The following is a 19,108-nucleotide window of genomic DNA, read 5'->3' as shown; positions in this document are numbered from 1 at the left end:
CAGGGCGCGCCGGTCCCCCTTGGCCTATGACGGGTCCGAGGATCAGGACGCGTAACTCAGTTCTCCGGACGTGCCGGCCAGGGCGGCAACGGCATGGGCGGCCGACGCGAGCGTGACGTGACGGTGCCACCCGCGGAAGGAACGCCCCGCGAAGTCGCGGATGCCCACCTGGTTGGCGATCCGTATGAAGTCCTGGTCGACTCGGTGGATGAGCCGGGTCAGCCGCAGCAGAGCAGCGGGCTGAGCATCCTTCAGGTCCGTGAGCCACAGTTCCGTGGGCCACCGCCGGTCGTTGTCCCCGACGCCCAGGAGGTACAGATCCCCGCCCCGGGGGGCGTGCCCCAGAAGGAGACGACCGTGCCTGGACGGCATCCTGACGCGGACGCCGGCGACCAGGCCTGTCCGCGCGTCCGTCTCCGGACCGCGCTCCTTCCACAGGACCGGGCGCCTCATGTCCCTGGCGGCACCCATGATCTGATGTGCTGTCAGCGCCTCGGCCCGGCTGTGCAGGGCCGGGTCGGAAACGCCCAGCCGAAGAGTGCTGCTGACCCTGATGAGCAGAGGTACCCGAGCGCCACGGAGCTTTCGGACGATGATCGCGGCGTCCGCATCGCGGGCATCCATGACCACGGGCCGGACCGGCAGGTCCCAGCCCCTGTCCATCTCGAGGTACGCCTCGGCCGCACACTCACTCAGCGTCTCCACGCCCACATCATCAGGGATCGATGCCTGGCTGCGCCGGTGTCGGTCCTCCAGCCACGCCCGGGACAGATGGAGCCGCCAGTTGACCGGAGCGCTCATCTCCTCCGTAGCGGCCCAGACCCCGATGGCCTGCTGTGCGTTCATCACCTGTCCCAGATCGGGGAAGAAGCTCCTTTCCACACCAACCGTTCGCTCCCCGGCCTTCGGGATCACCATGGGCCTGACCACCCAGGCCTGTGGGGGTGCCGTGCTCGCCAGGTGCCGGGCCAGCGCCCGGCGTACGGGGGCCCATTCCCACGTGGAGTCGCAGATGAAGTGGTGCAGGCTCTGTTCGGTGGCCTGCCCGCCGATCAATGCGGCGATGTTCCGTATGGACTTGCGCTTCTGGGCTCCCAGGAGACCGCGAATATACGCCAGCCCCTTCCTTCGCTGATCGCTACGGGGCAGTGATGTGAACAACGCTGAACAGAGTTCCGTGAGCACCACCTCACATGAGCCGGTCGGCGGCGGTGTGCGCGTCTTACTCGGCTCGTCGTCCGTGTCCGGGGCAACAGCACTCATGGATATTCCCGTCGTAGGTGGACGGACGGTCAGTCGCTCGGGAGTTGCCCCTCCAATGTGCGCATGGCGGCTCGTCCCGCCCAGGTGCGCAGACCACACGCGTGTGCGGCTGGACAGTGTCCGGGCCAGCATCCTGCTCATCTGCCGAGACGGTGCATGCCGGCGTATGGTCTGGTCCTTTGTGTCCGGGTCACCATGGGTGCCGGTTCGGATCCCGAACCCGGTCCGGTTTTGCTTTGCTGCAGCGGACGCGTCCCATCCGGGACAGGACCGAGGAGAATCAGCATGAGCGATGCCAGGGAACCGGGAACCGTCACGGTCTGGTCCGACATAGGCTGCCCCTGGGCGAGTCTGGCCCTCCACACCCTCCGCAGCACGGCGCGCGAGCGCGAGCAGGACATCCTGATAGACCACCGGGCGTTCCCGCTGGAACTGTTCAACAGCCAGCCCACTCCCAAGTTCATCGTGGAGCCCGAAATCATCGTGATCGCCGCGCACCGCCCCGAGCTGGGCTGGCGCATCTGGTCGGGGCCGGAGTCGGACTACCCGTCAACCACGCTGCCCGCGCTGGAGGCCGTCCAGGCCGCGAAGGCCCCGGCCGTCGGCGGCCTGCGCGGCAGCGACGAGCTGGACGCCGCGCTGCGTCACGCCTTCTACGCCGAGAACCGCTGCATCAGCATTCCTTCGGAGATCCTCGACGCCGCCGCGAAGTGCGAGCACGTGGACGCCGAGACACTGGCCAAGGCGATGGAGCGCGGCGCAGGACGGGCCGAGGTGTACGAGCAGTGGCGTACGGCCCAGGGCCCCGAAATCCAGGGCAGCCCGCATCTGTTCGCCGCCGGCGGCTACGCCGCCCACAATCCGGGCGTACTCGCGGAGTGGACCGGCGACCCGAACCAGGGCGGTCTCCCTCGCCTGGACGGCTATGACGTTTCCTGGGCCCAGGGCCTGCTCGATCTGCTGGCGGAGGGGAACGGGCGGTAAGGGAGCGCCACTCGGCCCGCCTGCCGGCCGGACCGCGGCCCAGGGCCTCACCAGGGTGCGGATCGGTCAGCCACGGTCCTTCGTCGTGACGGTGAATTCACCGCGGATGCCGTTTCCGACCATGCCCGGCTTGCAGGCGGTGGTGTACGTGCCGGCCTCGGTGACCTTCACGGTCATCTCACGGGAGGTGCCGGGGCCGATGCCCTCGACCTCGCTGATCACCTTGTCGTCCGGCCCGTAGAGGTAGAACTCGGTGATCTTGCTTCCCTCATTGGACACCTCGAAGGCGATGGACCCGGCAGGCGCGGACGTCCGGGAGAGCTTGCACGCGTCATCGGTGGCCTCGACCGCGATGGCTCCCGACTTCGCGTCGCCGCCGCCCTTCTCGGCACAGGAAGTGACAAGAGTGAGCAATCCGGCAGCAAGCAGGGCAATGGCTGCAGGGTGGGGCAGGCGAGAGGTCACGGCGTCTCCTCGGAGCGATACGGAAGGGTGGAGGCGGCGCGGAGTCTAGGCGAGAGGCGGTCCTGGCTGTCCAGATATCGATCACCCCGCAGCCGCCTGATGAGCCTCGGCGGGCAGTTCATGGCGACTCAACTCCCTTTCTCTGATGGGGGATCGATCTCCGGCGACCGATTTGCGAACTGATGTCCACGCCTTGGGATGGCTTGACTCGCGCACGACAGGGTCTTAGGTTCGCCTAACCTTACCCTCGATCGAAGGATTCCAGCCATGTCCAGAATCTCTCTTGTCGCGCTCTGCATCGCCGCCCCGCTCACCCTCGCACTCACTGCCTGCGGTGGCGGCGACACCGATGACAAGCCCGCCAAGAGCCAGGTGAAGGAGACGGCGCCGGCCGGCGTGGCCCACCAGCACACCGTGCTGGACGCGGAGATCGCAGCCAGGGGCGGCGAGACCCGCGTCGGGGAGTACCGCATCGGCTACATCGTCGAGGCGGCCGAGCCCTGGTTCCACCCCGAGCACGGCAAGCAGGTCAACCGGACGCCGGCGAAGGACGAGACGCACCACATCGAGATCATCCCGATGGAGGCCAAGACCGGCCGTATCGTCCCGGATGTGCCGATCCGCCTCGAAGTGGTCGACAAGGACGGCAAGGTCGTCCAGGCCCAGGACCTGAACTTCTACTACGCCGAGTTCTTCCACTACGCCAACAACTTCTCCATCCCCAAGGCCGGCACGTACACGCTGCGCGCCAAGCTCGAGACCCCCACCTTCCTGCGTCACGGTGCCAGCGGTGAGAAGCCCGCCCTGAGCAAGGCCGTGACCGCGACCTTCCGCGACGTCGAACTGAAGCCGGAGAGCTGAGCGGTGGCTTCGAGCTCCGGAAGAGCAACGGCCGCCCCGGGCCTGGAACCGGGGCGGCCCGCGGTCGCAGACAGTGTCGAGGCCGCGGGCCGCCCGCCCACCCCGCCGTGGGCGCTCGTGCTCCTCGGCGCCCTGGGCGCCGCAGTCCTGGCGGCAGCCTGCTGGACGGCCGACCACGTTCACGCCGACCCACCCTTGCTCGCCGTGGCCCGCTTCCTGCACCTGGCGGCGCTCATCGTGGGTCTGGGTTCCGTGCTCGCCGTCGACTGGTTCGCCATCCTCTGGACGCTCGGACGCCGCGGTCTGGAGGACGTCCTGCGGACCGCCTGCGCCCTGCAGATGCCGATATGGCTCGGGCTGGCCGGACTGGTGCTCAGCGGCCTGTTCCTCCGGCCGGACCTGGCCTCGCCGCTGACGCTGATCAAGCTCGGACTCGTACTCGCCATCCTGTTCAACGGCCTCTACGCACACTGGCTCGGACAGCGCCTGCGGCACGTGCACACCCGGCCCGTCCCGCGCCGCCTGCTGATCCAGTCGGGAATCGCCGCGACCGTCTCCCAGGGCGGATGGTGGGGCGCCACCGCGATCGGCTTCGTCAACAGCCAGTCCTGAACCACCACATCACGACTGAGGCGCACCGCCCGGCATCTGGACCCGGGATCCGGCAGCGGGCGGAAGGCCCTTCCCGGACCGTCCGCCCGCCGCGGCACTCACCCCACCCCCGGGCCGGTCAGCCCTCGTGGTGGCCGATCTCCACGTCCTCGAGGATGCCGAGCGCATCGGGCACGAGAACGGCCGCCGAGAAGTAGGCGCTCACCAGGTACGAGATGACCGCCTTCTCGTTGATGCCCATGAACCGCACGTTGAGCCCCGGCTGGACCTCGTCGGGGATGCCGGTCTGGTGCAGCGCGACGACTCCCTGGTCGGCCTCGCCCGTGCGCATCGCCAGGATCGAGCTGGTGCGATGCTCGGTGACCGGGATCTTGTTGCAGGGCAGCAGCGGGATGCCCCGCCAGGCGCGGACGTGCTGCCCCTGGAAGTCCACGCCCTGCGGGTAGATGCCCCGGCGGTTGCACTCCCGGCCGAACGCGGCGATCGTGCTCGGGTGCGCGAGCAGGAACTGCGTCTTGCGGCGCCGTGAGATCAGCTCGTCGAGGTCGTCGGGCGTCGGCGGCCCGGTGCGGGTGTGGATGCGCTGCTTGAGGTCGGCGTTGTGGAGCAGGCCGAACTCGCGGTTGTTGATCAGCTCGTGCTCCTGGCGCTCGCGCAGCGCCTCGACGGTGAGCCGGAGCTGCTCCTCCACCTGGTTCATCGGGTTGTTGTAGAGGTCGGCGACGCGGCTGTGCACGCGGAGGACGGTCTGCGCGACGCTCAACTCGTACTCGCGCGGCGTCAGTTCGTAGTCGACGAAGGTGCCGGGCAGGTCCGGTTCTCCGGCGTGCCCGGAGGCCAGCTCGATCGCCGCCTCACCGTGCCTGTTCTGCGGCAGGCGCGGCGCGGCCCTGAACTCCTCCAGGTGCGCCCGCAGCACCGCGGAACGGGCGGTGACCTCCTCGAGCGACGCGCGCGGCAGGACGAGCACGGTGCAGGAGGTGACCGCCCGTACGGTGAACGGCCAGTTGCCGCCGTCCCCGGTGAGCATGGACTCGCCGACGTAGTCGCCGTCCGCGAGCACGCCCAGCGCCGTACGGTCGCCGTACTTGCCGGTGCCCAGCTTGTCGGCCTTGCCGTGCGCGATGAGGACGACCTCGGAGGCCGGGCTGTCGGCCTCCACGATCGTCTCGCCCGCGGACACCTCCCGCTGCATGAACCGGTCGGCGAGCGCCGCCAGCCCCTCACTGTCGTCGAAACCGCGCAGCGGCGGCAGTTCACGCAACTCGGCGGGGATCACCCGGACTTCGGCACCGGTGGTCACGAACTCGACGCGGCCGTCTCCCAGAGTGTGGGTGAGCCGCCGGTTCACCCGGTACGTGCCCGCGGTGACCTGCACCCACGGCAGCACGCGCAGCAGCCACCGGGAGGAGATCCCCTGCATCTGCGGGACGGACTTGGTCGTGGTCGCCAGATTCCGCGCCGCGGCCGTCGCCAGGCTCTGCTGCGGAACCTGCGGAGCCGGCTGCTGCCCGTCCTCGGAGACGGTCGTTTCCACTGACGTTGTCATCGGAGAACTTCACCCATTCCTATGCGATACGAGCTGATAACGGTCCGGCTGTCAATTGCCGATTTCGACGTCCTCGAGAATTCCGAGAGCGTCGGGGACGAGAACGGCCGCGGAATAATAGGCGCTTACCAGATAGGAAATGACGGCCTTTTCGTTGATACCCATGAAACGCACGGAAAGGCCCGGCTGGTATTCATCCTCGAGACCCGTGCGATGCAGGCCGATAACCCCCTGGCTCGCCTCTCCCGTGCGCAGCACCAGAATCGAGCTGGTGCGCTCCTGGGTGACCGGGATCTTGCCGCACGGGAAGATCGGCACGCCGCGCCAGGCCGGGATGGAGTGGCCCTGGTGGTCCACGGAGTCCGGGTGGACGCCGCGGCGGTTGCACTCCCGGCCGATGGCCGCGATGGCCTTCGGGTGGGCGAGGATCAGGCCCGGGTCCTTCCAGACGGTGGCCAGCAGCTCGTCGAGGTCGTCGGGGGTGGGCGGCCCGGTGCGGGTGCGGATGCGCTGCCGGAGATCGGCGTTGTGCAGCAGCCCGAATTCCCGGTTGTTGACCAGCTCGTGTTCCTGGCGCTCGCGCAGTGCCTCGACGGTGAGCCGGAGCTGCTGCTCCACCTGGTTCATCGGCTCGTTGTAGAGGTCGGCGACCCGGCTGTGCACGCGGAGCACGGTCTGGGCGAGGCTCAGCCCGTACTCGCGCGGAGCCGGTTCGTAGTCCGCGAACGTGCCCCTGATGGGCGGCTCGCCGGTGTGCCCCGAGGTCAGGTGGATGTCGGCCTCGCCGTGGCCGTTCCGGCGCTGGTGCGGGATCGCGGGGTCGCGCGTGACATGGCTGCGCAGGGCCGGGGAGCCGGCCGCCACCTCGTTGAAGACCTGCCGCGGCAGGGCCAGCACGGTGCAGGCCGTGGTGGCCTTGAGGGTGTGGTCCCACTCGCCCTCGGGTGCGGCGAGCGCCTGGTCGCCGAAGTGGTCGCCGTCCGCCAGCACGCCCACGACGGCGTCTCCGTCGTACTTGCCCGGGCCCAGTTTGGTCGCCTTTCCGTGGGCGATCAGGTAGAGGTGGTCGGCCGGGCGGCCGGCCTCGGCGATCAGCGCGCCCGCCGCGTACTCGCGCTGGACGAAGCGGGCGGCGAGGGCTTCGAGCACGGACGTGTCCTCGAACCCGCGCAGCAGCGGGAGCTCGCACAGCTCCGGCGGGATGACCCGGACCTGGGCGCCGGTGGTGACGAACTCGACGCGGCCGTCCCCGACCGTGTAGCTGAGCCGGCGGTTCACCCGGTAGGTGCCGCCGGGCACCTGGACCCAGGGCAGCAGGCGGAGCAGCCACCGGGAGCTGATGCCCTGCATTTGCGGTACGGACTTGGTTGTTGTCGCCAGATTGCGCGCAGCGGCCGTGCTCAGGCTCAGCTGCGGCTGACCGTCCGATGCGGCAGAAGTGGACTCCACCGACGTGGTCATAAGGGCGCCACCCATCTCTGAAGGAGAAAAATGCCGGGTGCCAAATTCACCGGCACCGACAGCGAAAATATCAGCATGCAAAGGACCGCTGGAATCGCTCAAATGGGTGGGTTGGCCTGGGAATTGCCAGGAAATGCCGTGTGCGGGGCGGTGCCTGCCGGAGCACCGTGCGGGGGCCGCTCCCGCCCGTCAGTACGACGGCTGCGCAGGACCCGTGCCGAGCGTGGTCGTGCCGGGCGCCGCGCGGTGCCCGAGCCCCGTACGGTACGCGTCGAGCGCCGCCTCGATCCGGCCCTCGCGGCGCAGCAGATCGCCCAGCAGCCGGCAGATGTCGGCCAGGTCACCGGCCGCGCCGGAGTGCTCGAGCAGCGACAGCGCCTGGCAGTAGTGCAGTTCCGCGTCCTCGCCGGCTCCGTCCTCGTCGGCGATCATCCCGAGCAGCCGGTGAGCGCCCGCCGCGTGTACGGCGCCCCGCTCGGGCCCGAGCGGGGCGCCGAGAGAGTCCAGCGTGCCGGACAGCAGCTCGGCCGCCTCCTCGCGGCGGCCGAGCCGCCGCAGCACGTCGGCCAGCTCCACGTCCACCTGCGCGGTGAACAATTGGGCGCGCTTGGAGGCCAGCATGTCCCTGGCCGTGCGCAACTCGTCCTCCGCGCCCTCCAGATCGCCCGCCTGGGCGCGCACATACCCGCGCATCCAGTGGCAGTGCGCAAGCTCCGTGCGGATGTGCAACTGCCGGTACAGCTCCTGGGCCTTGGCCAGTGAGGCCTCGGCCTCCGCGGACCGCCCCTCGGCGATCATGGCGCGGGCCACGCCCCGGTGCATCCGCGCCACCAGCGCCGGGTCGCTGATGCTCGGCGCGAGCGAGAGGGCCAGTTCGGCGCTCTGCGCCGCGCGTGCGTAGGCGCCCATGTCCATGTACGGGGCGATGGCGGCGCTGTGCAGCAGTACCAGCGCGTCCGGGTCGTGCAGGCCGCTGCGGTTGAGATCGTCGATGGCGGACTCCAGCAGGTAGCAGGAGTAGCGCAGTTCGCCCGCGAGCAGGTGGGCCACCGCCCGTCCCCGGATGGCCGCGACCCGGCGCGGCAGCGGCTCCCCGGCCAGTAGCTCTTCCGCCGCCTCGAAGCTGTCCCGCGCCTCGGCGAGCTCGCCCAGATCCAGGGCGCAGTCGCCGAGCGCGACCAGGGCGTCGGCCCGCTCCTCCTGGAAGCCGTGTTCCTCGGCGGTGGCCAGCAGTTCCCGCAGCAGCTCAGCGGCCTCCGCCGCGTCCCCGGCGCCGAGCATCTGGCGGGCGTCGGTGAGCCGTATGCGCAGGTCGGTGGCGAGGTGGGCGGGACGTCCCGTGGACAGCTCGTCGACGCTGACGCCGAGCCGCGCGGCGAGGAAGCGGAGAGCGGTCTCGGACGGGCGGACCTTGCCGGACTCGAGGGTCGAGATGTAGGCGGCGGTGTACTCGGGCTGGGCCAACTGGCGCTGGGTCAGACCGAGTTCCCCGCGCAACCGCTGAACGCGCCGCCCGATCCCGCAGGTTCCCGCCGCCCGCTCCTCGCCCTTGGCGGTACTGCTGGTCGCCATCGGTCCGTGCCCCCTTGCTCGTCCTCGCCCGGACCCGTGCGGCCGCCGCATGCCTCGGCCCCTCCGGCGCGGGGCGTCGTGCTCTGCGGCTCGCTCGCGTCCCAGCCGCTCGTACGCGCCCCCGGCTGGGGCGGCGAGCCAGTGGCTTGATCCGTGTGTTAAGGCTAGTTAACTATGGCCTTAATGGCCATGGGCGGGACCGAGCCGACAGGAGCGCACGTGACCAGTTACCGCCAGCCCGGCCTGGTGCTCACCGACCACCACTTCGAGGTCCCGCTGGACCACGCCGACCCCGGCGGCGAGCGGATCGAGATCTTCGCCCGCGAAGTCGTGGCCCCGGGCAAGCAGGAGAAGGAACTGCCCTGGCTGGTCTACCTCGAGGGCGGGCCCGGATTCGGCGCCCGGCGGCCCGTCGGCGCCACGGACTGGGTGGGCCGCGCCGTCGAGGAGTACCGGGTGCTGCTGCTCGACCAGCGGGGGACCGGCCGCTCGACCCCGGCCGACCGGCAGACCCTGCCGCTGCGCGGCGGCCCCCGGGAACAGGCCGACTACCTCGCCCTGTTCCGCGCCGACGCGATCGTGCAGGACTGCGAATGGATCAGACTCCGGCTGACCGGCGGCGCGCCGTGGACCGTGCTCGGCCAGAGCTTCGGCGGCTTCTGCGCCGTGCACTACCTCTCCACCGCCCCCGAGGCACTGCGGACCGCGCTGATCACCGGTGGGCTGCCCTCGCTCGACGCCGCCGCGGACGACGTCTACCGCGCCGCGTACCCGCGCGTCGAGCGCAAGTCCCGTGCGCACTACGCCCGTTACCCGCAGGATGCGCAGACCGCCCGGCGCATCGCCGCCCACCTGCGCGCGCACCCCACGGAACTGCCCGGTGGCTACCGCTTCACCGTCGAGGCCTTCCAGGCCCTGGGCCACCAGCTCGGCGGAGCCGGCGGCTCCCACCGGCTGCACTACCTCCTCGAGCACGCCTTTGTCCGCACCCCCGCGGGCCCGCGCCTCTCCGACGCCTTCCTCGAGGGCGCCAGGGCCGTGCTCTCGTACGCCGCCAACCCCCTCTACGCCCTGCTGCACGAGGCGATCTACGCCCAGGGCGACGAGCCGACGGCCTGGGCCGCCCAGCGCGTCCGCGCCGAGTTCCCCCAGTTCGACGCCGACCGTGCGCTGGAGGACGGCGAACCCCTGCTGTTCACCGGCGAGATGGTCTACCCCTGGATGCTCGACGCCGACCCGGCGCTGCGCCCGCTGCGCGAGACTGCCGAGCTGCTCGCCGATCGCACCGGCTGGACCCGGCTGTACGACGCGGGGCGGCTCGCCGCGAACGAGGTCCCCGTCGCCGCGGCCGTCTACCACGACGACATGTACGTGGACACCGGCCACGCACTGCAGACCGCGCGCACGATCGGGGGCCTGCGCACCTGGGTCACCGACGAGTTCGAGCACGACGGGGTGCGGACCGGCGGTACCCGCGTTCTGGACCGGCTGCTGGCGCTCGCCCGCGACGAGGTCTGACAGGGGAGTCCCCGGCCTCACCTGACGTCTCCTCACCAGGCCGTCTGTGCCTGCCCATTGCCCTGCCTGCCGACGCCCTCTAGGTTGACTGGCCGATTAAGCGCGCTTACCCAAGCGCTTATCGGCACCGTCCACCCCCCACCTGGAGGATCGCAGTGGTGCACATACGCAGAGCCGGCATGGCAGCCGGCGTCGTCTTCGCAGGCCTCCTCGCAGCCACCGTTTCCCTCGCGGCCGCCCCGGATTCCGGGGCGGCCGCTGTGCGGTCCGCGCAGAGCCGGCCGAGCCACGAGACCCACGAGACCCACGAGACCTACCACGTCGAGTACTTCAGCTCACCGACCGGCCACCCGCGCCACACCGAGGTCCCCGCCGCGGCCCCCGAGCGCCTGTCCCGCGGCGAGGGTCGCGTCGCGGGCGACGGCGACGTCACCCCGATCGTCGAGAACGGCCCGACCGCCGACAAACTCGATGTCGTCGTCATCGGCGACGGCTACACCGAGGGCGAGCTCCCGCAGTTCCACACCGACGCGAAGGAGAAGTGGCAGGAGATCACCGGCGTCGAGCCGTACACCACCTACCAGGACCTCTTCAACGTCTGGGCGGTCGACGCGGTTTCGCGGGAGTCGGGTGTCTCCGGCGACCCCTCCCAGGACGTCGTCAGGGACACCGCCCTGCACAGCTACTTCTGGTGCGACGGTATCGAGCGCCTGTTGTGCGTCGACACCGGCAGGGTCGAGAGCTACGCCGCCAAGGCCCCCGAGGCCGACCTCGTCATCGTCGTCTCCAACAGCACCAAGTACGGCGGCGCGGGCTACAACGACGTCTCCTCCCAGCTCGGTTACGACGGCATCGCCACGGTCTCCGGCGGCAACGAGCAGTCCGGCCAGGTCGCGGTGCACGAGACGGGCCACTCCCTCGGCAAGCTCGCGGACGAGTACTTCTACCCCGAGCACGGCGACTACACCGGGTCCGAGCCCGCCGACGTCAACACCACCACGTACACCGCCAAGGAGCTCGCCGACGGGCAGGCGAAGTGGTACCGCTGGCTCGGCGAGCCCACCCCGGACGGCGGGACGATCGGCGCCTTCGAAGGCGCCGGGTACTACCCGCGCGGCCTGTACCGGCCGAGCGAGGACTCGATCATGCGCACGCTGGGCCGGGAGTTCAACACCGTCGGCCGCGAGGCGATGCTCGCCGGGTTCTACCGGCACGCCAAGCCGCTCACCAGCAACACGGGTACGCAGCGCGTGCTCACCCGCGCCGACAGCGTCACCGTGCGGGTGCCGCGGCTGACCGGCGCGGAGCGGCCCGTCTCGCTGCGCTGGTACCTGGACGGCAAGGAGATCAGGAGCCTGCGGGGCGAGCCCACCGTCGAGGTCGGGCGGCTCGTACGGCCGCACGACAAGCGCACGCACCGCCTCACCGCCACCGCGCACGACCCCACCCGCGCCGTGCGCGACCCGGCGCTGCGCGCCGTGCTGACCGGCTCGATCACCTGGACCGTGGGCCGCTGACCGCCTGCCTGACCTGCTGCGCTCGCCTCCGGAGCGACTCCTCGCACGAGCTGCTCGCGGCTGCCGGCGCGTCCGCGCGGCCCAGGACGGCTCCGATCTCGACACCGTGCACCTGCTGTGGGCCGCCACCCAGGTGGCACCCGCCCGGCATCTGCTGGAACAGGCCGGCGTCGATCCGGACCAGCTGGCGGGGGACCTGCAGGACCAGCTGCTCACCGGCACCGGCACCGGGGAGCCGGCTCTGACACCGGCCGCGAAACGGGCCCTGCTCGCCGCCCACGGGCGCTCGCAGGCGGCGGGCTCCTCGTACATCGGTCCCGAGCACATCCCCCTCGGTTGATCCGGATCGTCGATCTGCTGCGCGTACAGCCGCCGCAGGCTGCACGCGCAGCAGATCGGCCTCGAGATCACCGAGACGGCAAGGAGTGGCCGGCGAACCACGGACAGCCTGAATTCGGCGCGCGGCCGCTGCGCCGCACGACCCGGACGAGCTGGACAACCGGCTGTCGAACATACTGCCCGAAGGAGCCGTCAAACCCGGCGACACGGTCGTCTGCGACGTCAGGGACGGCGAGCTCGCCTGCACACTCGTCGCCGGGAAGGGCGGGCACGGGAGCGGGCGCCGCCCAGTCCTGACGCCGCTCTGACGCCGTTTCCGGGGCTCGTCCGGAAAAACGCCTCCGGGGCTGTTCCGCGCAGCCGAGCGACCGCTTAGTATGCGAACGAGCGAGGCGGAACACTCACCCACGGTTGCGGAGGCCACCGGATGAAGGCATGGCGAGTCCACGAGAACGGCGAACCCCGCGAGGTCATGCGCCTCGAAGAGGTGCCGGATCCGGTCGCCGGGCCGGGGCAGCTGCTGCTGCGGGTGCGTGCGGCGAACATCAACTTCCCGGACGCGCTGCTCTGCCGCGGCCAGTACCAGGTCCGTCCGCCGCTGCCTTTCACCCCCGGCGTCGAGGTCTGCGGCGAGGTCGTCGCCCTCGGGGAGGGCGCGGAGGGCCGGGTCGGGGACCGGGTCATCGCCCAGCCTCCGCCAGGTACGGGCGGCTTCGCCGAGTACGCGGTCGCCGACGCCGCCGCCGTACGGCCCGCGCCCGAGGCGCTCGACGACGCCGAGGCCGCCGCCCTGCACATCGGCTACCAGACCGGCTGGTTCGGGCTGCACCGCCGCGCGCACCTCCAGCCGGGGGAGACCCTGCTGGTGCACGCGGCCGCGGGCGGCGTGGGCAGCGCCGCCGTGCAGCTCGGCAAGGCGGCGGGCGCGACCGTCATCGGCGTGGCCGGCGGGGCCGAGAAGGCACGCATCGCCCGCGAGCTGGGCTGCGACCTCGTGATCGACCGGCGGACGGAGGACATCGTGGCCGCGGTCAAGGAAGCCACGGGCGGCCGGGGCGCCGACGTCGTCTACGACCCGGTCGGCGGCGACGCGTACGCCAAGTCCGTCAAGTGCATCGCCTTCGAGGGCCGGGTCCTCGTCGTCGGCTTCGCGAGCGGCGCCATCCCCACCCCCGGGCTCAACCACGCCCTGGTGAAGAACTACTCGATCGTCGGCCTGCACTGGGGGCTCTACAACACCCACGACCCGGCCGCGGTCCGGGCTTGCCACGAGGAGCTGACCAAGCTGGCCGCGCAGGGCGCGATCAAGCCCCTGGTCAGCGAGCGCGTGCCGCTCGACGGGGCGGCCGACGCCGTACAGCGGGTCGCCGACGGCACCACCACCGGCCGTGTCGTCATCACCCCCAACTGACCCAGGACCCACCGGAAGGAGCCGCGCCATGGCACGTACCGAGGCCACGACCGCCCCCGATGCGGACGGGCTGCGCCGCCGGGTCGCCGACCTGCTCGCCGCCCACGACCCCGCCACCACCGACCGGGCCGCATTCCTGCAGGCCCGCTTCGACGCCGGGCTCGCGTGGGTGCACTTCCCCGCCGGGCTCGGCGGGCTCGACGCCCCGCGCGCCCTCCAGGCCGTCGTGGACGCCGAGCTGGAGGCCGCGGGCGCACCCGACAACGATCCGCACCGCATCGGCATCGGCCTCGGCATGGCCGCGCCCACGATCCTGCGCTACGGCACCGAGGAGCAGAAGCGACGGTTCCTGCGCCCGCTGTGGCTGGGCGAGGAGGTGTGGTGCCAGCTGTTCAGCGAGCCCGGCGCGGGCTCGGACCTGGCCGCGCTCGCCACCCGGGCCGTACGGGACGGGGACGGCTGGGTGGTCGACGGGCAGAAGGTGTGGACCTCGGGTGCGCACGTCGCCCGCTGGGCCATCCTCATCGCCCGCACCGACCCGGACCTGCCCAAGCACCGCGGCATCACGTACTTCGTCTGCGACATGACCGACCCCGGCGTCGAGGTGCGGCCGCTGCGCCAGATCACCGGCGAGGCCGAGTTCAACGAGGTCTTCCTGACCGGCGTACGGATCCCCGACAGCCACCGGCTCGGCGAGGTGGGCGACGGCTGGCGGGTCGCCCAGACGACGCTGATGAACGAGCGGGTCGCGATCGGCGGCGGCCGCGTGCCGCGCGAGGGCGGCCTCATCGGGCTCCTCGCCCAGAAGTGGCGCGAGCGCCCGGAGTTGCGCACCCACGACCTGCACCAGCGGGTGCTGGAGCTGTGGGTCGAGGCGGAGGCGGCCCGGCTCGCGGGGGAGCGGCTGCGGCAGCAGCTCGTGGCCGGTCAGCCGGGCCCTGAGGGCTCGGCGATGAAGCTCGCCTTCGCCCGCCTCAACCAGGAGATCAGCGGCGTGGAAGTCGAACTCCGCGGCGAGGAGGGGCTGTTGTACGACGACTGGACCCTGCGCCGCCCCGAGGGCGTGGACTTCGCGGGGCGTGACGCCGGTTACCGCTATCTGCGGGCCAAGGGCAACTCCATCGAAGGCGGCACCACCGAGGTGCTCCTCAACATCGTCGCGGAACGCGTCCTGGGCCTGCCGCCCGAGCCGCGTACCGACAAGGACATCCCGTGGAAGGAGCTCGCCCGATGACGGGAGCCGAGGCGGCCACGACCGCTGCGCCGGACCTGCTGTACTCCGAGGCCGAGGAGGACCTGCGCGCCGCCGTACGGTCTCTGCTCGCCGACCGCTGCGACGCGCCCGCCGTACTCGCCGGGATCGAGAGCGGGCGGCCGTACGACCCGGACCTGTGGCGGGCCCTCGCGTCCGAGATCGGCACGGCCGGGCTGCTCGTCCCGGAGAAGCTCGGCGGCCAGGGCGCCACCGCGCGCGAGGCCGCCGTCGTCCTCGAGGAGCTCGGCCGCAGCGCCGCCCCGGTGCCGTATCTGACGAGCGCGGTGCTCGCCGTCGAGGCCCTGCTCGGCTGCGACGCCGACGACAGCGAAGTCGCCGGGCTGCTGGCCGCGCTCGCCGCCGGCCGGAAGGTGGGCACGCTCGCGCTGCCGCTGACCGCCGCGCCGGGCACGGCGCTCCCGGCGACCGTGCGGGTCGCGGAGGACGGGACGCTGGAGGGCCGCACCGGCGGTGTCGCGGACGCGGCCGGCGCCGACGTCCTGCTCGTACCGGCCCAGGGCACGGAGGGGTACGGGCTGTACGCGGTGGAGGCCGCGGCGCCCGGAGTCACCATCACGCCGCTGGTGTCCCTCGACCTGACCCGGCCCGTCGCCGAGGTGGCGCTCGCCGGCGTGCGGGCGCGCAGGCTCGCCGGACCCGACGCCGCCGAGGCCGCCGTCAGGCGGGCCCTGCTCACCGGGGCCGGGCTGCTCGCCTCGGAGCAACTGGGCCTGGCCGAGTGGTGCTTGGCCGAGACCGTCCGCTACACCGGCGAGCGGCACCAGTTCAACCGGCCCGTCGGCTCCTTCCAGGCGCTCAAGCACCGGCTCGCCCGGCTGTGGCTGGAGCTCGTCTCGGCGCGCGCCGCGGCCCGTTACGCGGCGGACGCGCTCGCGACGGGCAGCGCGGACGCGCTCGTGGCGGTCGCGGTCGCCCAGTCCGCGTGCTCGAAGGTTGCGGTACGGGCGGCGGAGGAGTGCGTGCAACTGCACGGCGGCATCGGAATGACCTGGGAGCATCCGGCGCATCTCTATCTGAAGCGGGCCAAGGCGGACGAGCTGGCCCTCGGCACGCCGGGTCGCCACCGGTCGTCTCTCGCCGACCTCGCCGACCTGCCCGCCCCCAGGGCCTGACGCGACTGGGGCCGCGGCGCCTTTCACCCGCCGGTCCTTCTCCCCGCAGCTGCGGGGAGAAGGACCGGCGGTTTCATGACGGGGAAGGCCCGTTCACGAAGGAACGCCAGGTCGAGCGGCAGGCGACGCACGGACGTCGGTCGACGCAACTCTTCGCGGAACGCGATTGATACGGCGGTGCTGAACCGATACTCCCTTACGTCACGTACTCGCTCACGTGACGTAGCTCCGCCCCCTCGCGCGCCCCCGACGTCCGCCGCGCAACGTCCCCCGGGAGACCTCGTGTTCAGTCCCACTCGCCGCACTGTCGTCGCGTCCCTCGGCGCCGCCGTAGCGAGCACGCTCGCCTCCCCCTCGCACGCCTGGGCGGTGACAGACGCCACCGGCCACCCGGTGCCGCTGCGCCGGGCGCACGCACACAACGACTACGAGCACCCGCGCCCCCTCGCCGACGCCCTCGCGCACCGCTTCACCAGCGTCGAGGCCGACATCTGGCTGATCGACGGCCAACTCCTCGTCGGCCACGACCTGGACGACCTCACCCCCGAGCGGACCCTCGAGTCGCTCTACCTCGAGCCGCTGCTCGCCCGAGTCCGCGCCAACCACGGCTCGGTCTACCAGGGATACCGGATCCCGCTGCAGCTGCTCCTCGACATCAAGAACACCGGCGAGGCGACGTACCTCGAACTCCACCGCAGGCTGCGCCGCTACCGCTCCATCCTCAGCTGCGCCGCCGACGGCCGCGTCCGCACCGGGGCCGTGACGCCCGTCATCTCGGGTGACCGGGCCGCCCGCGCCCCCATGGAGGCGCAGCATCTGCGGTACGCCTTCTACGACGGCCGTCTCGACGACCTGGGCACCGGTGTCCCGGCGTCCTTCATCCCGATCATCAGCACCAACTGGACGCTCAGCTTCAGCTGGCAGGGTGTGGGCCCGATGCCCGCCGAGGAGCGCGCGAAGCTGCACGAGACCGTCTCCGCCGCTCACGCGGAGCGTCAGCGCGTGCGGTTCTGGGCGACACCCGACGCGATCGGCCCGGCCCGCGAGGCCGTATGGCACGAGCTCCTGGCGGCGGGTGTCGATTACATCAACACCGATGACCTGGCGGGGCTGGAGCGGTTCCTCAGCACCCACGACCAGCCTCGGCGGTGACAGGGAGTCAATCACCCGTTCGGCGGAGCCTGAACGGCCGGGACGGAGCGCGCGATACGCCACACTTTGGGCCGATCGCCGCACCGTCCGCCCGCGGCCGAGGAGGTTCGTCGCCATGGCCATTTCGATCTCACTGGTCTTCTTGCTCGTGATCCTGACCATCGTCTTCGTGCGCAATGGTGCACTGAAGTTCACCCATGCCGTGGTCTGCATGCTGCTCGGCTTCTGCCTGGCCGGATCCAGCCTCGCCCCGACCCTGTCGGACGGCCTCGCGGCGACCGCGGAAGTGGTCAGCAGCGTCCGCCCCTGATCCTCCCCTGGCACCGGGACCGTTCTCCTGACGGCCATCGGCCCGGGCAGTCGGGCGAGTTGGTGGATCCCCACGAACAGCGGCTCCGGCATCCCTGTAGAGTGGCCGCACTCTAAGAACTCGCTTCCCGAGAAGTACGCCGCAGAACGGGAACACGCTCGCACGCATCGTGCGCAGCGACGGAGGGGCGGCATCGATTCAGTATGCCCTTCCGTAGGAGTGTCTTTCCCATGAATGTAGGCCTCGGCCTTCCCATCAACGACCCCGCTGTGCTGGTGACCTGGGCCCGGCGCGCCGACTCCGGCCCCTTCACCACCCTCGGCCTGCTCGACCGCGTGGTCTACGACAACCCCGAACCGCTGGTCACCCTGGCCGCCGTCGCCGGGGTCACCTCGCGGATCCGTGTGCAGACCGAAGTTCTGCTCGCACCCGTCCGCGACACCGCCGTGCTCGCCAAGCAGAGCGCCACACTCGACCGCATGTCCGGCGGGCGTTTCACCCTTGGTATCGGGCTCGGCGGACGCGAGGACGACTATCTGGCCACGGGAGTTGACGTCCACCGCCGCGGGCGCCGGCTCGACGAGCAGATGGCCCTCCTGCGGCGCGCCTGGAGCGGTGAGCCCTACGGCGAAGGTGTCGGGCCGATCGGGCCCGCACCCGTACGCGCCGGCGGGCCCGAGGTGCTGTTCGGCGGCTTCGCACCGGCCGCGATCGAGCGCGTCGCACGCTGGGGTGACGGCTTCCTCGGCGCCGCGTTCTCTCCCGAGTTGATCGACCGGCTCTTCCGTGACGTGGAGAAGTCCTGGCAGAGGGCAGGGCGTCCGGGCCGCCCCCGTCTCGTCGCCCAGGTCAACGCCGCCCTGGGCCCGGACGGATGCGTGGACGAAGCCCGTAAGAACATCCGCGACTACTACGGATCCAATGATTACACCGACCACGTCGTGAACGGGCTGCTCACCACGGAGCAGCAGATCCGCGGCGCAGTCACCGCGTACACGGGTCTCGGTGCCGACGAAGTGATGCTGTACTGCTGGTCCTCGGACCCGGACCAGATCGAGCGCCTCGCCGACGCGCTCTTCTGACGAAACGGGGCGCACGGGTGGCCGCAGGGCCGGCCGGCGCCCCCTTTCCGGCGTCAGAGCACCCGGGAACGGATCAGGAAGCGCACACCCTCCGGTGCCTCGAGGGAGAAGCCGCTGCCCCGGCCCGGTACGACGTCGACGATGAGACGGGTGTGGCTCCAGCGCTCGTACTGGCTGGCCGACATCCAGAACGGCACCGGTTCGCCGGCCTCGTCGACGCTCAGCTCGGCCAGCAGCACGTCGGAGTCGCCGGTGCGGAACTCGCCCGCGGGGTAGCACATGGGCGCGCTGCCGTCGCAGCAGCCGCCCGACTGGTGGAACATCAGCGGTCCGTGGACCGCCCGCAGCCGCCGCACCAGGTCAGCGGCCGCAGGCGTCAGTTCCACGCGCGGGACGTCAGTCATCGCGGGGGCGCAGGTTCTTCGTCTCATGGCGGTACACGTGCTGCCCCTCTCTTGACCGATCAGGCTCGCCGAGTCGTCTTCGGGCGCTGACCCAGCTAACTCCCTGACACGTTGCGAGGCGGTTGCATGAGGAGGGGGCGGTGTCCGGAGAAGCGTTGAGTCGAGTCACACGGCCTGATCATGGGCTTCGTCGAGGGCGAGGGGTGAATAGCGGTCCTTC

The 19,108-nt window shown here is 71.3% G+C and carries 18 protein-coding genes; 12 read left to right on the top strand and 6 right to left on the bottom strand.

Annotated features, from left to right (window positions below):
* Window positions 1–42: 42 nt before the first annotated feature.
* Window positions 43–1,263 (bottom strand): IS701 family transposase, encoded by a 1,221-nt coding sequence (locus ACTWP8_RS37365; protein WP_443326510.1) that lies wholly within the window; start codon window positions 1,261–1,263, stop codon window positions 43–45.
* A 285-nt stretch (window positions 1,264–1,548) separates the two neighbouring features.
* On the opposite strand from ACTWP8_RS37365, the gene ACTWP8_RS37360 reads away from it, so the two are divergent.
* Window positions 1,549–2,247, top strand: coding sequence for a DsbA family oxidoreductase (locus tag ACTWP8_RS37360; RefSeq protein WP_443326509.1), 699 nt, complete (start codon window positions 1,549–1,551; stop codon window positions 2,245–2,247).
* Between the two features lie 66 nt (window positions 2,248–2,313).
* Here the strand turns inward: ACTWP8_RS37360 and ACTWP8_RS37355 are convergent, their stop codons facing one another.
* The gene (locus ACTWP8_RS37355) at window positions 2,314–2,712 is read right to left on the bottom strand and encodes a cupredoxin domain-containing protein (RefSeq protein WP_443326508.1); all 399 of its coding nucleotides are present in this window, start codon (window positions 2,710–2,712) and stop codon (window positions 2,314–2,316) included.
* A 267-nt stretch (window positions 2,713–2,979) separates the two neighbouring features.
* Between ACTWP8_RS37355 and ACTWP8_RS37350 the strand changes: the two genes are divergently transcribed.
* Together ACTWP8_RS37350 and ACTWP8_RS37345 are read left to right on the top strand one after the other, a co-directional pair.
* Window positions 2,980–3,573 carry an iron transporter gene (locus ACTWP8_RS37350; RefSeq protein ID WP_443326507.1) on the top strand — a complete coding sequence of 198 codons (594 nt, stop codon included), beginning with the start codon at window positions 2,980–2,982 and terminating at the stop codon, window positions 3,571–3,573.
* A gap of 3 nt (window positions 3,574–3,576) precedes the next feature.
* Entirely contained in the window at window positions 3,577–4,185 is a 609-nt protein-coding gene (locus ACTWP8_RS37345) for a hypothetical protein (RefSeq protein WP_443326506.1), read from the top strand.
* 118 nt (window positions 4,186–4,303) lie between these two features.
* On the opposite strand, the gene ACTWP8_RS37340 is transcribed toward ACTWP8_RS37345, so the two are convergent.
* From ACTWP8_RS37340 to ACTWP8_RS37330, 3 genes are all read right to left on the bottom strand, one after another.
* A complete protein-coding gene (locus ACTWP8_RS37340) occupies window positions 4,304–5,734 on the bottom strand; it encodes a family 2B encapsulin nanocompartment shell protein (protein ID WP_443326505.1) in 1,431 nt (476 codons plus the stop codon).
* A gap of 51 nt (window positions 5,735–5,785) precedes the next feature.
* Window positions 5,786–7,195 carry a family 2B encapsulin nanocompartment shell protein gene (locus ACTWP8_RS37335; RefSeq protein ID WP_443326504.1) on the bottom strand — a complete coding sequence of 470 codons (1,410 nt, stop codon included), beginning with the start codon at window positions 7,193–7,195 and terminating at the stop codon, window positions 5,786–5,788.
* A 189-nt stretch (window positions 7,196–7,384) separates the two neighbouring features.
* Entirely contained in the window at window positions 7,385–8,767 is a 1,383-nt protein-coding gene (locus tag ACTWP8_RS37330; RefSeq protein ID WP_443326503.1) for a helix-turn-helix domain-containing protein, read from the bottom strand.
* A 189-nt stretch (window positions 8,768–8,956) separates the two neighbouring features.
* Here ACTWP8_RS37330 and ACTWP8_RS37325 point away from each other — a divergent pair, with 189 nt between their 5' ends.
* From ACTWP8_RS37325 to ACTWP8_RS37285, 9 genes are all read left to right on the top strand, one after another.
* Window positions 8,957–10,285 (top strand): alpha/beta fold hydrolase, encoded by a 1,329-nt coding sequence (locus ACTWP8_RS37325; RefSeq protein WP_443326502.1) that lies wholly within the window; start codon window positions 8,957–8,959, stop codon window positions 10,283–10,285.
* 158 nt (window positions 10,286–10,443) lie between these two features.
* Entirely contained in the window at window positions 10,444–11,802 is a 1,359-nt protein-coding gene (locus tag ACTWP8_RS37320; RefSeq protein WP_443326501.1) for a M64 family metallopeptidase, read from the top strand.
* Window positions 11,803–11,908: 106 nt separating this feature from the next.
* Window positions 11,909–12,142, top strand: a complete 234-nt coding sequence (locus ACTWP8_RS37315) for a Clp protease N-terminal domain-containing protein (protein WP_443326500.1) — start codon at window positions 11,909–11,911, stop codon at window positions 12,140–12,142.
* 426 nt (window positions 12,143–12,568) lie between these two features.
* On the top strand, window positions 12,569–13,552 hold the full coding sequence (locus tag ACTWP8_RS37310) for an NADPH:quinone oxidoreductase family protein (protein ID WP_443326499.1): 984 nt from the start codon (window positions 12,569–12,571) through the stop codon (window positions 13,550–13,552).
* Window positions 13,553–13,580: 28 nt separating this feature from the next.
* A complete protein-coding gene (locus ACTWP8_RS37305; RefSeq protein WP_443326498.1) occupies window positions 13,581–14,786 on the top strand; it encodes an acyl-CoA dehydrogenase family protein in 1,206 nt (401 codons plus the stop codon).
* On the top strand, window positions 14,783–15,940 hold the full coding sequence (locus ACTWP8_RS37300) for an acyl-CoA dehydrogenase family protein (RefSeq protein WP_443326497.1): 1,158 nt from the start codon (window positions 14,783–14,785) through the stop codon (window positions 15,938–15,940). Before ACTWP8_RS37305 ends, ACTWP8_RS37300 begins: the two co-directional genes overlap by 4 nt.
* Window positions 15,941–16,222: 282 nt before the next feature.
* Window positions 16,223–17,092: a phosphatidylinositol-specific phospholipase C/glycerophosphodiester phosphodiesterase family protein gene (locus ACTWP8_RS37295; RefSeq protein ID WP_443326496.1), complete on the top strand. Its 870-nt coding sequence runs from the start codon at window positions 16,223–16,225 to the stop codon at window positions 17,090–17,092.
* A 115-nt stretch (window positions 17,093–17,207) separates the two neighbouring features.
* Window positions 17,208–17,402, top strand: a complete 195-nt coding sequence (locus ACTWP8_RS37290; protein ID WP_443319916.1) for a hypothetical protein — start codon at window positions 17,208–17,210, stop codon at window positions 17,400–17,402.
* A 230-nt stretch (window positions 17,403–17,632) separates the two neighbouring features.
* Window positions 17,633–18,484 carry an LLM class flavin-dependent oxidoreductase gene (locus tag ACTWP8_RS37285; RefSeq protein ID WP_443326495.1) on the top strand — a complete coding sequence of 284 codons (852 nt, stop codon included), beginning with the start codon at window positions 17,633–17,635 and terminating at the stop codon, window positions 18,482–18,484.
* 53 nt (window positions 18,485–18,537) lie between these two features.
* Here the strand turns inward: ACTWP8_RS37285 and ACTWP8_RS37280 are convergent, their stop codons facing one another.
* The gene (locus ACTWP8_RS37280; protein ID WP_443326494.1) at window positions 18,538–18,888 is read right to left on the bottom strand and encodes a DUF779 domain-containing protein; all 351 of its coding nucleotides are present in this window, start codon (window positions 18,886–18,888) and stop codon (window positions 18,538–18,540) included.
* Window positions 18,889–19,108: the final 220 nt, after the last annotated feature.

It is taken from the genome of Streptomyces sp. 7N604, assembly GCF_052245475.1.
Lineage (GTDB): Bacteria > Actinomycetota > Actinomycetes > Streptomycetales > Streptomycetaceae > Streptomyces.
The sequence above is the reverse complement of the archived record's forward strand: the minus strand, read 5'-3'. Positions and strand labels throughout refer to the sequence as shown.